This is a genomic window from Brucella anthropi ATCC 49188, assembly GCF_000017405.1.
In the GTDB taxonomy this organism is placed as follows: Bacteria; Pseudomonadota; Alphaproteobacteria; order Rhizobiales; family Rhizobiaceae; genus Brucella; species Brucella anthropi.
Genome location: NC_009667.1, coordinates 1,374,641 through 1,390,268, shown reverse-complemented (window position 1 = coordinate 1,390,268; position 15,628 = coordinate 1,374,641). Strand labels below are relative to the sequence as shown.

The following is a 15,628-nucleotide window of genomic DNA, read 5'->3' as shown; positions in this document are numbered from 1 at the left end:
GCCCGCTTATTGTGCCAGCGGGATCGGGCAGCTCACGCCAGTGCCGCGCAATCCGCAATAACCGTTCGGGTTCTTCGCCAGATATTGCTGGTGATAATCCTCGGCATAATAGAGCTCCGGCGCATCCTCGATTTCCGTGGTGATCGGACCGAGACCACGACCGGCAAGCGCCTGCGAATAGGCTTCCCGGCTCTTTTCCGCCACATCACGATCTGTCTTGTCGAAAGTATAGATGACTGAACGATAGGTCGTACCGATATCGTTGCCCTGCCGCATGCCCTGCGTCGGATCATGCTCCTCCCAGAAAAGGGTCAGCAGCTCGTCAAGGCTCACCACCTTCGGATCGTAAACGACCAGCACAACTTCCGCATGGCCGGTCAGCCCCGTGCAGGTTTCCTCATAGGTGGGGTTGGGTGTGACCCCGCCCGCATAACCGACAGCCGTTACATATACGCCTGGCACCTGCCAGAACAGGCGCTCGGCACCCCAGAAGCATCCCATTCCGAACAGAACCTGCTTATAGCCTTCCGGCCATGGTCCTTTCAGCGGACGACCATTGACGAAGTGGGTCGTAGATGTCGGGATCGGTTGCGCGCGTCCCGGCAAAGCTTCGTCCGTCGAAGGCATCTGCGTCTTCTTGCGATAGCTGTCCAAGAAACTCATGGTATCCACCTCCTGATTATCGAGCGGTGAAGCGTCCCAGAGGGCGCTCCCGACGATGACCGATTGCATAGAATAAAAGGGCGAGAATGCCGAAAAGAAGCCAACCCGGTCGCTCAAGCAAAGGGATGCAGACGGCATTCCAGACTCCTGCCCCTATATAGTGTGTCACGAACGTTTCTGCATCGGCCAATGTCTCGGGCGCGTTGCGCGACCACATGGAAAAAAGCGGCTTCGCTATGAACTGCGACGCGCCGACGGAACGCGCGCCATCAAGGACCGCGAAAATCACCGCCAAAGCCAGAAAAACAACCGCAAAACTACGCAATACAAATCGGATCACGATTCTCTGCCCCGGATTTCCTACCTTGATTTCGACGCCGGTTTTCTGACCGGTCTCCCGAAGATTTGTCTTTTTGATGTTGCTAAAGCATAGCACACAGAACCCGTCAGGCTCAAAGCCAAGCTGGAACACTATTGCACGATTAAAATAAAATATAATAATTTCAGACAGTTATCTCGTTGATATCGCTCTTTGCACAGGCTCTGCGATTTAGACGCAAAAACTTGCAAATAGCTGTTGAACATATGCATTTTCTGGCTATATTCGCGCCGCACCCGCTAGTTGGCGATTAACCAGCGCCTGTTTCGAAAAGCGGTGTCACGTTTGCAGTCAGTTTTCACCGTGAGACACGGTTTCCCGACAGCAAGGCAGACGGAGAGGTGGCCGAGTGGTTGAAGGCGCACGCCTGGAACGCGTGTATACGGGAAACCGTATCGAGGGTTCGAATCCCTCTCTCTCCGCCAGAATGTCCCCAAATACCCCATTATGTAATTGATTTTATTCAGTATTTTTTATGGCACCCCTCAAACTGTTACAAAATCTGTTACAACTTCCTGAGATTTTCAGCTCTACGAGAAAGCCCTGCCCAACCATCTGAAACAGTTGAATCTCAAACCAAGCACACAGTTCCACCTCATCCAGTGATGGATTGGCAGCAGGTCGTCACACTCCGAAATTTTTGCTGAAGTGATTCCCATAAAGCGGCACCCATCGCAGATGAACCGGACACAGCTACGGATCACATGGTTTTGGGTGTGGGCCGCTCTTTAAAACACGGAGAGCTTGAATCCCCCAGCAGAAAGCCTCTTGAAGCAACTCAAGTCATCGAAAACAATAAAAAACACTTTTTATGATTTTTTATCTTGCATTCAAGTAACGACTCATCTATATGATCGCCATCATTCGAATCGCACCGATTTCGAATTATACCACACGCATTTTGTGCGGTATATGCTTGGTGAAATCGAGTGTGTATGTATTGGTGATTATTTATTAAATATGGCCACTCGGGCGTGGTACGAATGATTTCTTTATCGCTTTCAACGAAGCGACATTCGGTTTCGTAAATAGCTTCCCACCAAGCAAAAAATCCAAACATCGTTCCGTTGAACTTGCTTCGCGCAAGAGTCAGCCGGAGATTCACTGTGCTTGTCTTATGACTTGTGCAAACGGAATCTTTTAACTCAAGGTATACGTTTTGGTATTTGGATTATATTTTAACCGGTCTGGCAAATGTGGATAGACCTGATCTAATTTAAGAAGAAAAAGGAACATACTGTAAAATGAATAAAATTGAATTCCCTGTGAAGGGCCTGTATTGTCGAAATGGCGTTTATTACTTCCGGAAGGTCATCCCGACAAAATTCCGGAAGTCCGGATATCCTTCAGAAATAGTGCTTTCCCTAAAAACCCGTGATGAAAGCATTGCTTTGGCTCGTTATGCCGATGCGAAATCGTCCGCTGAAGAAGAACTTATGGCGATGCGTCGTGGCGATTATGCTCCGGCGAGCAGCATTGATTTTTCCAAATCACAACAGCGGGCGAGCGCACAAGGAAGAGTACTTCAAGACATTCGTAGTTTGATCTCTGACCCGATTTCAGTCAGGGAAACCGTACAAGCCCTGAAGGGTATAAAGCGGGTTACCACGGGCGCAGTGAAGAGTTTTCTATGTAAAAACAACAACGAACCGAGAATTAATGACTTACCATCCTTCTACGAGAAATCTCGTAACTATGAACTCAAGTCATTAAATCCGCGCGAGTATGCACGGAAAATCGACCCGCTTAAGAACGCATGTAAACAGCTTGTTTCACATCTGGGTGATAACAAGAAAATTAGCGATCTAACGAAAGTGGATGCGAAATCATTTTACGATTTTCTACGCGATAGAATTTACAATGATGAAATCACTGCCAATACCGCAAACAAATACCTCACGCACCTACGTGTATTGCTTAATGAATATTACAAGGAGATAGATTTGGATACTAACTGTGTATTTTCAAGAATGCATTTTAAGCAAAACAAGAACCGGCGATCAGCTTTCAATATTTCCCACATCAAGAAAGAATGGATTGAAAGTGACGCTCTATCTCCCCTCAATGACGACTTGAGGTTCATTGTGCTCGCAATGATCGACAGTGGCTGCAACTTCAAGGAGTTGTGCGGAATAGACCCTGAGCAAGACATCCATCTGCAAGCTGAAATTCCGCATATCATTCTTCGAGATAACAAATACCGAAAGCTGAAAACTCCCTTCCGCGAACGACGTATCCCGTTGGTTGGTCTTGCACTGGAAGCGTTTCGAAACTGTCCTAACGGCTTTACCCGATATCGGGACGCGAACGGCCCTACCAATGCATCTGCTGCAATCAATAAGTTCCTTAAGGACAACAAGCTGTTTGAGAATGATGACCAGTCTGCCTATAGCATCCGCCATTGCTTCAAGGACCGCATGAGGGAGCATAGCATTCCCGCAGAAATGCAAGATTTCTTTATGGGGCACAAATCGCCCGGAATGGGCCCGAACTATGGGAACGGCTATACGTTGAAAAAACTTCAAGAAGCGTTGGAGCCTCTTGCAGCCGACTTAAAGTAATCCTCAACAGCCAAATCTGTTTATACTCCGTCATACTCATGGCGACTTAATCACGTTGAAGACCCGCGAATTTTTCTGCGGGCCTTCTGATTTTTTTAACTCCAGTCGAAAGACAGTTCAATGAAAAACTAAAATACATAGGGACAATTATCAAAAATGATAACAACAGAGGAATACATGAATGATCTAAGATTTCTTGGAGAACTTGCCATGAAGTATGGACTAGATGAAGAGCTCGATTATATATTCGACGCCTACAAACAAGCTGAAAAAAATTTAAAGAAAACTCCATGGTAATTTATAATTATTGATATCGCATTATTTCAACTCATTACCTCCCATTTATTATGTCGCGATATCAAATTCTTTAATGGTATATGTTTACCGTTAGGGACATTTTTGTGAAAAAGGAGAGAAACTAAAAATATAGATTGATTACAACAAATTATATCAATGAAAAATCAGCTTACTATTTCCTTAGAGCAAATGATTTATCAAGACACCACGGGAAGCCATTTAATCTATTTGTTACTATAAGCTTTGATTGTAAAAACTCAAAGCAACACTATCAAAAAGTATTTAGTTTAATTAATAGAGCTAAAAACGTTTGGATTAGAAACTATAATAATAGAAATGGCTTACCACGCGAAGCACCGCGAAGCGCATGTGTATTTGAAAATCCTCATTTTAACGTTCATGCACATTGGGAAGTTTATATTCCTTCTCAACTGATTGAAAAGTTTAAGGAAAAGCTACCGAGATGGCTTAAAAGATATCAGGGAGTTATTCACGATGACTCAATTGATATTCAGCATATTAATCCGCACACGCTCAAAACGGTTGCGAATTACATGATAAAAGGAATTAAGCCAGAGTGGAAAGCCTTTTACCATCTACAAAGTAGAGCTGCTTATCAGGGGGCGATCCAAGGTCAGCGGGTGAAACTTTCCCGAAATCTTGGTAGAACAGCTTTAAAACGGTCTGGTTTCAACGCTGCCACCCAACGAAATGAATGGGAAACGCTGTATCCAGAACTTTCTTCTCAATATTCCAAACCAGCAAATTGGTCTATTGAAGAAGTAATTCCGCAAGTTGCGACAGAGCGGAAATTTCCATCAATGAAGGAATTCCGGAGGATGCTCTGGAAAAAGGAACGCCAGAGATATTTGAGCTCCACTTCGATTAGCACAGGATCATCAGCCCGATTGAATGCTCAGATTGTAAAACAACTTGGCTATTCGGTTGGATCGATTGAGAATCGAGACTGGTAAGTCGTGAAAACATGACGCCTCGGGAGAAATTCCGGGGCGAACTTCATTATTCAAATAGTATAGAAGTTCACTTTCATGCCTCTTTAAACTCATACTTGACGAAAGTTTCCCTGCCGCTCAAGCGTCTTATCGCAAACTGATTGACCTCTTGAACAAGCCTTTTGGCTTCCTCAAAATCGACATTTGTATATTCTTCTATTTGGTTAATTAAGCTATCTAACTCTTGCATTCTAAGAGTTGCTTCTTGCATCTTTTGTCGAGGAATCGCCGTTATGTGGGTATTTTTAGAACGCTTTACTGTATACTGAGCAAATTTCTCTTGAAATGCTGCCCTTAAGTTACTGTATGCCACTAAACCATCGCTGGTTGCTCTATAACGATCTTCAAGCAAGTTAAGTCTGTGAATTAAGTTTGTCCCGTCGTCATGAACGAGGGGCACGAATTCGTCAATTTCAAAGCGCGGCACGTTGGTCGGCCCCGCAGTCTGTTGAACCAATGTCCACAGTGGAGCGGAAGATTCTCCCGCGTCCGCAGCTTTCTGACGCGCATCTCTAAACATCACCCGATTTGTGTGTAAACCATTAGTGATCTGAATGACTTTCAGTTGAACTCGAAGTAGAGCTGCTTTCAGCTCTGTTGCTTCTTTCTGAGCAGCATCGCGCCGAGCCTCACTTGCGGTCTGTCTAGCCACCAACCAAGAAATAAAGCCCCCGACTATAGCGCCCAGTATAGCTGCACCAGCTGCCGATATACTGTTGATGACGTTGGGTGACAGTTGATCAAATCCATTCGTACCGCGATATATCAATGCCGTCGCTATCACTACCCCCGCTCCGACGGGCATACCAATTAGAAATACTGGAAATTCGTTGTCTCGCACCGTGCCCCCAAAAAATGCAATGTTACCTGACCCCAAGAATCTAAGACATTTTACGCACCATGATTGACGCGCGTGTTTACACCATTTTACTCGGTCGCGCTGGTCTTTCGCAACTTTGAAAGGGTTGAGCGGCTACAGCCGGTTGCGGCAATTATGCTATTCCAGCTTTGGCCGCCCTCCAGCATCTTCAGAAGCGCTGCATTCCGCGACTTGTTTTCCGGCCTGCCTTTATATTTTCCATCGGCCTTAGCCTTATCAATTCCCTGCTTTTGTCGCCGTCTGCGATCATCGTAATCTTTTCGAGCGATGGCAGCGATCATATCGAGCAACATGCTGTTGATCGCCTCGAACATCCGAAGTGTAAATTCATCCGTATTTTCGGAAGCCATTGTCCATGAGGTAGGAAGGTCAAGCGCAACGACGCGAATTTGTTTTATTCTAATTTCCGCCTTCAGCTTTTGCCAGTCGGCAGAGTTCAAACGGCTCAACCGGTCCACCTGCTCAATTAAGAGTACATCGCCGGGTTGACTATCAGAGAGCAGGCGGAACAATTCCGGGCGATCAAGGGAAGCACCGCTCTCGTTTTCGGTATAGAAGGCCGCGATCTTCAAACCACGCTCTTTAGCAAAGGTAATCAGATCGTCCTTTGCCCGATTGGCGTCTTGTTCTTTTGTTGATGCTCTCAGATAGGCGCGTAGAAACATTGAACCAGCCAAAAAGTTCGTTTTAAGTGGTTCTCTTATATTTAGTTCGTTTTGAGTTGTAAACCGGCATTATCGAACCAACACACGGCCGGTTCGCATGAGGTATACTTAAAACGTCTGCCTATCATCGTGGGAGGAGTTTTGACGCAAAAAAAGCCACCAGAAGGTGGCTTTGATCGCAGACGACGCTCTAGGTGTGTGCGAAGGTGGCTTCGAGCAACGAAGTCTAGAACTTGTTGCCTTCCACTTCCCTCCGCTCTTCTCGCGAAGTATGCACGCCCCCTCACCGCGCAATGCAGATCAGAAACGCAGGAGAGCGAACATCTAAGTTTCTATTATCATCAAGGATAAACTTCCTTCAATTTCTTTTTTTCGATCAATCGGAGCAAGCTCACACTGTCCCAACTCGTAAACCAAGGAGTCGCCTCGAATTCCGTGACTAATTCAGCTAAATCGGCGTTCGTAGGAACGGAAATTGTCTTACCGCTCCCACTCTCGGCCTGAGCTTTGTTAAATGCTTCGATAAACTTTCTTAGCATTTTTTGCCGTTCCACTTTGTTGACATACGGACAGGACAAAAGATCGAGCAAAAGGTGTGTGCGTTCGGAGCACTCTCGGAGCACCGGCTTCTCGATTATATACTCAAATGCTCTGTAAAATATTTCCTTCCTCACCGAATCGTACTTCGAATCACCACCAAAAATAAAAAGCTTTGTTACTACGTCGAAATAGCTGATTGATTTTTGGCTTCCAGAACTGCGCGTCAAAATTTCTTGATAAAATTTTCCATCAAACTCGTAACTTTTCAATGCGATCAATATGTTGAGGATTTCTACATGGGTTACATGTTGTCGTCCGACCACTTTGGAAAAAGAAGCGGAAGTGCTCAACTGAACTACCCAGAGCTGAATGTGCTCTCGAAGTTTTCTGAAAACTTCCGGCCTTCGTTCCTTGAGGAAATCTCCACTTCGAATGATGAGGTGAGCGAGATTCAAAGATGCAGAAACAGTTGGATTTAATGAAAACAAGTGAAAAGCCACCTCCAACGAATATTCAATGAATATTGTTGCACTATCTATATAGGAGTCATTTATCGGAATATCTTCTCTAGAGCATTCATCGATTATATCACTTACCCTAATTTTGACTGCTGCAAGTATATAACTCGACAACGCATCATACGTAACATTCGATATATGGCATGCCTTGCGCAAGTCGGTAGTGAATTTCTTTACCAAGCTTGACACCCTAAATATTTCTTTAGCTGTAAGGATTCTATATTCGTCCGTTATTATTACTTCCGTCAAAGAATCAAAGTGCGTTTTTATTAGCTGGTCTGCTTCATAAATCGCCATCGATTTTCGAGTGAAGAAAGGTCTTGATATTATTTCGGTTTTTGCATCATTCAAACTAAGCTTGAACTGGTCCAAACATTCTTGAAGTTCCGATTTTATTTTCTCCAGAACGGAGTTTTCATTACAAAATACATAGTAATTATCAACATATCTATAGCATGAATAGTCAATATCTTTGATAAGAGATAAATCTTGCAACCTTTGAACCAAGTTGCTGTCAATCTTGTTAAGTATTATTTCGGCAAAAATCCTGCTAACTTCGGGTCCAACTACAATTCCATTAGTCTCATTATAGTTTAAAGATTGCATAAGTCGGTCAAACATTCCACCGAATGTTGCAGAATGCGCCGTCTCCTTTGCCTCCTCCTTTGATTTGGTTGCCCATGCTATAGAATGTGTGTAAACACTATCAAAACACCGGGCAATATCGAAAGATGCAAGCGTAGAGAATTTCCTTTCCAGTGTATTGTAATGGCGTGAGTTAAAAAACTGGTGGAGTCTATTGAATCCTGAGTACGAGTAATAGCTCGCAGGATTCTTTTCTAATAGCTCAACATTTAATGTTGTTACCTTATCAGATTTATATGAACTATCATTTTCTCTTGGGTTTGATATATAATATTTTGCTGCATCACGAGTAGGTCTACGTATAGACAAATCGCCGGTACTGCAATAATGAAGTATCAGCGCTGTATTATTTTTATAGAACAGGCAAATCTCTGCCTGAGACCTTGGATGAGGTAAGCTTAAACGACGCGCAGACTTCTCATCCTTAACGATTTTGAAATTGTAGGGAATCGTAAACTCTTTCCCTTTCGCCGCCGGTATAACTAGCCGCTCAACGAGGCTTTTTGCGAGACTACCAAGTTTGTCGAGCTTATGAAGGTTTCTGTAAAAGCCATCGTTGCTAACGACAATCGGCAATTCCGCAGGGGTCGTATCGCTTAGAACCGCCCTCCAATAATCCCCACGTCGAAATCTAACGGTCTCACGCTTACCCTTAGACATGCTTCCAACACTCCATTAAACGCACAACCTCTGCAGGTTTTAGGTCTATGTGAACCCCTTCTCTGACCGTCTTTTCTAAAGAATGAGATAGAAAATACTTTCTTTCGCTTCTGCTTAGAGGGCTATGTGAGAGCAAGGAGCAAATTGGGCCGTACCGCTTGGTAAAGATTGTTCTATACAACTTTTCAATTGAATTCAGCGAACTGGAAGGGAAATCTATGAGTGGATATGAGTACATAATTCCAGTTCGACGATATCGATTCTTAGTTTTATCATAGTATATATGACCAGAGTTCAAAATTCGAAATCGGTTCTTTAAATCTTGAAAATTGGCGTCCGCAAGATATTTATGAACGGCGTAGATAAACCTAGTTTTTCTTATTTTAACTTTCTTCTCACTTATATCGACTGTGACTTTTCGTGAAGCCAGAGTGCCGCAGTCACTTGATTTTTTCAGAATCTTGTCGACTTTGAATCGGTAGCCCAGGTAATCGAAATCCGCCTCCGGACCAGCTCCGCCGAAATCTCGTTCGAGTTTGCGGAAATACCTCTTGTCTTTTCCACTATTCAAAGCGAGGCCGTCTGGCAAACCACTTATAAGTGCGCTTTCCATTAACTGAGCAGTAGTTCTGGGTTCCGCGATTATTATTATATCGTCAACGTATCGTGCGAAGTATCGGACCCAAGGTAAAGCTTTGATGCCACGATCAAAATTTCGTAGATATAGTTCGGAAAGAGTTGCACTCAAAGAAATTCCGGTTGGAAGGCCGCTAGAATACAAGGCTTCATGACTAGATAAAAAACCTGAAACGAGACGCCTTGTATCGTAAGTAGTCGATAAACTTTCGTCTAAATTCTGGTTTAGTGCGGATATTTTTATATTATCGTAAAAGCGCTTAATATCATAACGTCCGATGACGTACGGCACTCCCTCCCGAAGAATTTCTTTCAAATGGCGAATTATATCGTTTCTAGATACTGGATTAATCCCAAGTATTTTTTTGATATTGGTATTAGCTTTTCTGATTATTATCTCTGTCTCATAATCCTGCGGGAAATATAAAGCTCGTCCCTTCGTATGTGCAATATTGAATTTCAAGCTCGATTCTATTGATTTAGTATAGTTTTCCGCCTGCAAAAGGCGAACTTTTACTTCTTCGATATTCTTAATATCATAAGATCGATAATCTTGCTTCCTGAACACATACATCAATGAGCGAGCGCTAAAGCTTGCATCATACATGTCGAACCCCGTCCCCGTTAGCACTATAAGAATGCTTACGGGGTGATTGAAGGTCTGTCACTACATTGTCAGTGAGTTATTTCCCGTATCCTAAAGAAATCAAAAAATGCACAGAGAAAGACGTCCGTTAAATCGCAGTTCAGTTTCGACCCTGGAAGAGAGCGATCAGCCCTCCGATAAATGCCAACACCATAAACACAGCAACGATAGTGCCGCCAAGGATCGCACCCGCGACTGCACAAATCATCAATAGAAGTCCCGGAGTTCGGGTTTTTGCTCCGAGTGTTACCGCTCCGAGCACTATCGTTAAAAATGAGAAAAGCACGCCGCCCCAACCAAGGCCTACAACCGTCGAAGCGCCTTCCGCTTCCAGTCCGGCTCCGATTCCGCCGACTGCTAACGTGAAAATGGCTGCAAAGACGCCGAAAATCCCTGCAACCAGCGCGATGATGCCGCCTGCTTTCTGCATTTTTGTATTCCTTAGTTTGATGTCGATTGCTGTTGCGGCTGCTCTAACCCGAAGATGAGTGCTGAGCCGCTTTGCGCAAGATACGCCAGCTTGACGTCGCCAAGCTTCACACTGGCTTCCTGACGCGGATTTAGCTGTAATTGCAGAGGCTGATCAGCAGGCTTTCCATCTACAAAGACACCACGTGAAAAAATCACTGGTGCAGGTTCTCGAAGATCGTTGTTGACCACAACGGAGATGGAGGCATCCGACAGCTTTATGCTGGCCATGGTGTTCACACGGCGAATTCGCTTCTGGATGTCCTCATATTTCTCGGCGTTGAATGTAACAGCCACCGAGGGGGTTCCATTTTCCAGCCTGAACGCTTCAAAGGCCAGAAGATAGTTGCTTTTCATAGGTTCTTCCGGCTTGGCGTAGAAAAGCAGCGTCGTAGCCTTGATCGTCATCCGGTCATTGAGGCTTCCAGAGACCTTCTCGCATGCAACCAGCGATGCTTGTTCAAAAACGGACGCAACAGCTTCAACCAGTTCCTGTCCCTCCGGCTTGGAACACCTTTGAGCCAGTCCGGATTCCAGAACCTCGATAGAAATATCGACCGGAATTTGAGAAGGCTCAGATTTAGCCAACATTTCCTGAACGTCTCGAACGTAAAGGGTGGTTGAAACATTTTGATCGCAACCGATCAAAGCCACGGAGGCAAGGCAAAAGCCTGCAATTTTCTTCAGCATTGATTTCCCCGGCACCAATTCCCCAAAAGAACTCATCAAACAATAATGAGTCTTATAACACCACGTTTCTTATAACGTGGCTCCGGGAAAGCCAAGCGTGTTTTGTACGCGAATGGATATTCTCGAACAGCTTGCTTTCAATTTGCGCCGTATCAGGGTCGCTAACGGTATTTCTCAGGATGAGTTGGCGCTCATGTCCAACGTTGAGCGCGCATATGTCGGCCATATTGAGCGTGGCAAGAAAAACCCAACAGTGATCACCTTGGACAAGCTGGCCACGGCATTGAACTGCCATATCGCAGACTTTTTCGCAGAAATTGAGGAAGAGTCAGAAAATCCAACTCTTCCACGAGGCCGTAAGGGAAATGGAGAGAAAGGGCTCCGCTAAAAGTCCTTCTCAATGCTCATTTTCACGCCACCGTATTTGGACAGATAGTCATCCAAGATTGCGTTCAGCGCCGCACCCGTCTGTTTGCAGGCATTCGCAAAACGCATCCGATCTTCGAAGCCGACCGGCATCATTTTATAGAGCCGCATGAGTTTGTAATTGTCGTCCTTTTCCATCTTTTTTGCTGTGTCTGCCCAGATTGTACTAGTATCCAGCGAAAGAGACGCGGCAACAAGATCGACCCGCTTCAGCTTGGCTTTCAATGGAGCCATTTGTCGTTCAGGGGCCACATGATATTCGCAGAACCCCTTTACCAGCAGATAAGTCTGATAGATGTCGGAAAGTGCATTCCGCGCTTCCTTCGATGCGGAAGGTGATTTGCCACTTGAATTGCTTTCCTCTGCATGATCATCTTTTGATTGAGACGCGGCATTAGAAGCCGTTTCATGAACAGGTTTGGTCGTAGATCGTCCGCAGGCTTCCACCCAAACGGCATCTGATAGTGAGATCAGTTCAGGGGAAACCCCTCGATTAAGCTCTTCCGCAAGCGTTTGCTCGATGCCGATCAGCGCTTTTTTCTGCTTCCAATAAACGGTTCCGCTATCCACATCGCAATAGACGTAAGCTTTCTCTGAACCTTTTTTGCCTGTACGCTGGACATCGGCTCTCACCAGATTTGCAATGGACTTTGAATAATCCAGCGATTGCAAGCGAACCGTATAGGGTGTGTCTTTCAATGAAAGTTCTGTTTTACCGCTCAGGGTTTTGAGCCGCTTCTGGATTTCTGCTCGCTTCGAAAGCTTCGCTGAATCTTTCCGGCAAACTGAAAACCATAGTTCCCAATAAAGCCGGTCGGCACTAGACGGTTCCTTTCGGACATCAATCTGGTGATTGAGGTTATCGCCATCCAAGATTTGCGCCATGGTATCATTGCAATTGACCACGAATTCGCTGGTCTCGCTTTCCCCACGATTGTCAGAAGCAATCACCGTCACAATACGATTATCCTCCACGCCTGTAGCTTCCACGCTTTGGAGAAAATACTCGCGATAAAGTCCTGAACGTCCTTCGCTTGAAAAATACTGAGCATTGGCTGTGAATGCCGTTGTAGACAAGATAACCGCAAAACCTGCTATCAAAAGCCGTCTATTTGCAGCGTTCATATTCGCCAGCCCCTGCAATCGAAATTTTGTTGGCGTTTAACTGTGTGATGTTCAAACTATCTCGCACCGTCTCACCCTCGGTTTCGCACAGAAACTGAATAATATGGCTGGCCCCTTTACTCGTATGCTTGGTAATCGCGCAGTTGCCCTCGTATCGCTTGACGGTCTTTTTTCCGATTACGAGAAAATCTTCTGTCGTCTCGTTTCGCACCGCCTTGCAGCTTTCAGCGTATTTGCCTTTCCACGTTCCAAAGATTGAACCGCCTGTTTCCGCCGACTGCGCTTGTCCTGAAATGGCTGTCATTAGCGTTGCGATTAAGATTGCAGAACCAATCAGTTTCATTGTCCCTCCGAATTAAAAATTGAAAGAAGTCACTGTAATTTAAAATCACGTTTTAAAGCACCATAATTTGAAAGTCACGCGCTTCCAAGTGTTCAGGAAATCTCTATCCCTTCCAGCTTCAAAGTAATGAAAGGCCGCTAGTGAATCGTGATACAAATCGTGTTACAAAAAGCGATATATTAGCAACATCTTAAATTATTGATTTTGCTGACTTTATACGAATGGCCGTCTGACAAAAACGGCCTCTCTCTCCGCCATTTGATTTTCCCCACAACAGACGCGAGTTACCTCTTTCAAGACGGTAGACTGGTTACCGCATCCGCAACCCAGGCAATAAAACAGCCGGAGGTTTGGACCTCCGGCTGTGATTTTTAGTTCAGGCCTTCTTCCTTGAATGCCTTCTGCACGTTTGGGCGGGCCAGCACACGTTCGCGCAGTTTCAGCGCCTTGGGATAGGCGCTCAAATCGAGCTTTTGACCAACGCCCCAACCGATGATCACCGACGCATAAGCATCTGGTTGAGTGAAGTCATCGCCAAGCCAGTAGGGGTTCTTGTCCGACAGCATGGCTTCGAACTGACCCAGACGACGATTGATGTTGACGATGACGCCCGCCCTCGCTTCCTCGCTCAGGTTGGGCGCGAACAGGCCGCTAAAGGCCGCATGCAAATCCGAACAGAAGCCCAGCGCTTCCTGCAGGCGTGCGCGTTCGATTGAACCATAGGCGGGCTTGAATGCCGCAACGTCGGAATGATCACCGATATATTGGAGAATTGCCGCGTTCTGCGTGATGACAGTGCCGGGCTTCACTTCCAGCGCCGGAACCGCGCCGCGCGGATTGACTGCAAAATAGTCGCCACCGTCCGCTGTCTTCTTGGCCTTGAGATCCACGGCCTCCAGCTCATAAGGCAGGCCCGCCTCGCTCAGAATGATGTGGGGTGCGAGCGAACAAGCGCCGACCTTGTAGTAAAGCTTCATAAAAATCTCCCATCGGTTTTCGATGAAAGACCTCTATCAATTCTGGTGTGCCCCGCAAGGAATTGGGGATCACAATTCCTTGCGTAGTTGCATTGGAGCGTGTTTCGATCAGACTGAATCAGATCGGCGCTCTAGCTGTTTGTTTTGACGGACAATTTATCAGAAAAGCGATGCGATCCGCGCAGGCTTCGAAGACTGCATTCGTGTCACCACAACCATCTTGTTGAACTCGCCGCGCTTGAAGGCGCGCAGGAAGCGCGGATAGTCCTTGAACACGACACAACCATTGGAATCGCCACGGCGCCCCAGCATGAAAGTATGCGCCAGAAGGCCATCGCGATTATAGCGGTTGTTGCCGTCGACAGGCGTGAGGCGGATCGCCTCGACGCCATGGAACAAGGCCTCGCGCATGCGCAGATCATAGGTATGTGGCGGCGTTGGCCCGCGGTTTTTCTGGTTCACATAACGCGGATTGTCGCGCATCGGACCGAGACCGGAATGGGCTTCAAGGCGCTCGCCGCTCGGCAGGTAAACAGTGGCTGCAGAAATATCGTAGATAGCAACCTTGCTGCGTGCAGCCTGATTGAGAAGTGGGCTGAACAGGCCGGGGCGCGGTTCTTCGGTTGCACCGCTTTCCGGCGCATAGGCGAGTTCGGTCTTCTCATGCATGCGGGAGCGGCGCAGCGACGGCTTCGCGCCCGGCAGCGGCACATCATCGGGCAGGAATGCATCCCGGCTGGCTTCATCCTCTGCGGCCATGTCGGTTTTCTGATCCGGAGCAAGCTGCGGAACGGGAACCGCATTGCCGGTAGGAAGATGTGCCTGCCTTTCAGCGGCATCCATTTCTTCAGCTTGCGAAAGCGGATCAATCTTGTTGAAGGCCGCCGCAGTGTTCGGTGCAGTCGGCACTGGCGCATAGGCAGCCACAGTCACGCCAGCCGTCGCGGCAGGTTGCTCTTGCTCGACACTCGCCACAACAGGCTCGTCGCGCCTGACGCGATCAGCACGCAATTCGATGAGGGATGCCGTATCGACAGGCTTGTCCTCGATCACGGAATCGGGACCGATGTCAGCAATGATCGGCTGATCGTTTACGTTTTTGGCCCGGTGCCAGTCGAGGTTGGAATAGGCCGCATCAGCAGTGTAGGCATCGATGAAGCTCTGCCTGATCCGCCGCGATGGCGCGATCTTGTGATCAACGACGGCAAGTGCCTGCGGCGCGGTCAGGGAAACACGGCGCATGATCGGGGCGACAGGCGCAAAGGCCGGCACGACCGTTTCCAGCGTGCCGAGCGCGGTCATCATCCAGCTTCCGGCCACAAGTCCCGTCGCAGCGAAAATCGCAACGCGCGTAAAACCTTTGAAACCGAGCGGAAGTCTGATGCCGTTGCTGCGCGGAGCTGCGTAGCCATACACTTCTGTTACACACGCCATGATACAAAATCCGAGTGGAAATCAACTTTCGCGGCACCGCTTTGCATGTCAGTTCGGCAAAA

Annotated in this window: 15 protein-coding genes and 1 tRNA gene; 4 read left to right on the top strand and 12 right to left on the bottom strand. The window is 46.7% G+C overall.

The window, feature by feature from the left end:
• Window positions 1-6: 6 nt before the first annotated feature.
• Together msrA and OANT_RS06765 are read right to left on the bottom strand one after the other, a co-directional pair.
• The gene (msrA, locus tag OANT_RS06770; protein WP_012091416.1) at window positions 7-663 is read right to left on the bottom strand and encodes a peptide-methionine (S)-S-oxide reductase MsrA; all 657 of its coding nucleotides are present in this window, start codon (window positions 661-663) and stop codon (window positions 7-9) included.
• 16 nt (window positions 664-679) lie between these two features.
• Window positions 680-1,003: a hypothetical protein gene (locus OANT_RS06765; protein WP_012091415.1), complete on the bottom strand. Its 324-nt coding sequence runs from the start codon at window positions 1,001-1,003 to the stop codon at window positions 680-682.
• A gap of 374 nt (window positions 1,004-1,377) precedes the next feature.
• On the opposite strand from OANT_RS06765, the gene OANT_RS06760 reads away from it, so the two are divergent.
• From OANT_RS06760 to OANT_RS26335, 3 genes are all read left to right on the top strand, one after another.
• Window positions 1,378-1,467: transfer RNA gene (locus OANT_RS06760), tRNA-Ser, on the top strand.
• A gap of 819 nt (window positions 1,468-2,286) precedes the next feature.
• Entirely contained in the window at window positions 2,287-3,603 is a 1,317-nt protein-coding gene (locus tag OANT_RS25030) for a DUF6538 domain-containing protein (RefSeq protein ID WP_012091414.1), read from the top strand.
• A gap of 431 nt (window positions 3,604-4,034) precedes the next feature.
• Complete coding sequence (locus OANT_RS26335) at window positions 4,035-4,874, top strand: hypothetical protein (protein WP_012091412.1); 840 nt, start codon at window positions 4,035-4,037, stop codon at window positions 4,872-4,874.
• Window positions 4,875-4,947: 73 nt separating this feature from the next.
• Here the strand turns inward: OANT_RS26335 and OANT_RS06750 are convergent, their stop codons facing one another.
• The 6 genes from OANT_RS06750 to OANT_RS06725 all read right to left on the bottom strand — a co-directional run bounded on the left by OANT_RS06750 (window position 4,948) and on the right by OANT_RS06725 (window position 11,261).
• A complete protein-coding gene (locus OANT_RS06750) occupies window positions 4,948-5,754 on the bottom strand; it encodes a hypothetical protein (RefSeq protein ID WP_144243791.1) in 807 nt (268 codons plus the stop codon).
• A gap of 86 nt (window positions 5,755-5,840) precedes the next feature.
• Window positions 5,841-6,458, bottom strand: coding sequence for a recombinase family protein (locus OANT_RS06745; protein WP_012091410.1), 618 nt, complete (start codon window positions 6,456-6,458; stop codon window positions 5,841-5,843).
• Between the two features lie 341 nt (window positions 6,459-6,799).
• Window positions 6,800-8,821, bottom strand: a complete 2,022-nt coding sequence (gene drt3b, locus OANT_RS06740; RefSeq protein ID WP_012091409.1) for an antiviral reverse transcriptase Drt3b — start codon at window positions 8,819-8,821, stop codon at window positions 6,800-6,802.
• On the bottom strand, window positions 8,814-10,064 hold the full coding sequence (gene drt3a, locus OANT_RS06735; RefSeq protein ID WP_080514316.1) for an antiviral reverse transcriptase Drt3a: 1,251 nt from the start codon (window positions 10,062-10,064) through the stop codon (window positions 8,814-8,816). The genes drt3b and drt3a overlap by 8 nt, the downstream gene beginning before the upstream one ends.
• 139 nt (window positions 10,065-10,203) lie before the next feature.
• The gene (locus OANT_RS06730) at window positions 10,204-10,533 is read right to left on the bottom strand and encodes a hypothetical protein (RefSeq protein ID WP_012091407.1); all 330 of its coding nucleotides are present in this window, start codon (window positions 10,531-10,533) and stop codon (window positions 10,204-10,206) included.
• 11 nt (window positions 10,534-10,544) lie between these two features.
• Entirely contained in the window at window positions 10,545-11,261 is a 717-nt protein-coding gene (locus OANT_RS06725; protein ID WP_012091406.1) for a DUF7424 family protein, read from the bottom strand.
• 112 nt (window positions 11,262-11,373) lie between these two features.
• Between OANT_RS06725 and OANT_RS06720 the strand changes: the two genes are divergently transcribed.
• A complete protein-coding gene (locus tag OANT_RS06720; protein WP_040129107.1) occupies window positions 11,374-11,649 on the top strand; it encodes a helix-turn-helix domain-containing protein in 276 nt (91 codons plus the stop codon).
• On the opposite strand, the gene OANT_RS06715 is transcribed toward OANT_RS06720, so the two are convergent.
• From OANT_RS06715 to OANT_RS06700, 4 genes are all read right to left on the bottom strand, one after another.
• Window positions 11,646-12,812, bottom strand: coding sequence for a hypothetical protein (locus OANT_RS06715; RefSeq protein WP_012091404.1), 1,167 nt, complete (start codon window positions 12,810-12,812; stop codon window positions 11,646-11,648). The two genes, OANT_RS06720 and OANT_RS06715, sit on opposite strands and share 4 nt — an antisense overlap.
• Window positions 12,796-13,155, bottom strand: coding sequence for a hypothetical protein (locus OANT_RS06710; protein ID WP_012091403.1), 360 nt, complete (start codon window positions 13,153-13,155; stop codon window positions 12,796-12,798). The genes OANT_RS06715 and OANT_RS06710 overlap by 17 nt, the downstream gene beginning before the upstream one ends.
• Window positions 13,156-13,526: 371 nt before the next feature.
• Window positions 13,527-14,132 carry a glutathione transferase gene (gene gst, locus OANT_RS06705; RefSeq protein ID WP_012091402.1) on the bottom strand — a complete coding sequence of 202 codons (606 nt, stop codon included), beginning with the start codon at window positions 14,130-14,132 and terminating at the stop codon, window positions 13,527-13,529.
• Between the two features lie 159 nt (window positions 14,133-14,291).
• Entirely contained in the window at window positions 14,292-15,566 is a 1,275-nt protein-coding gene (locus OANT_RS06700; protein ID WP_012091401.1) for a DUF2778 domain-containing protein, read from the bottom strand.
• Window positions 15,567-15,628: the final 62 nt, after the last annotated feature.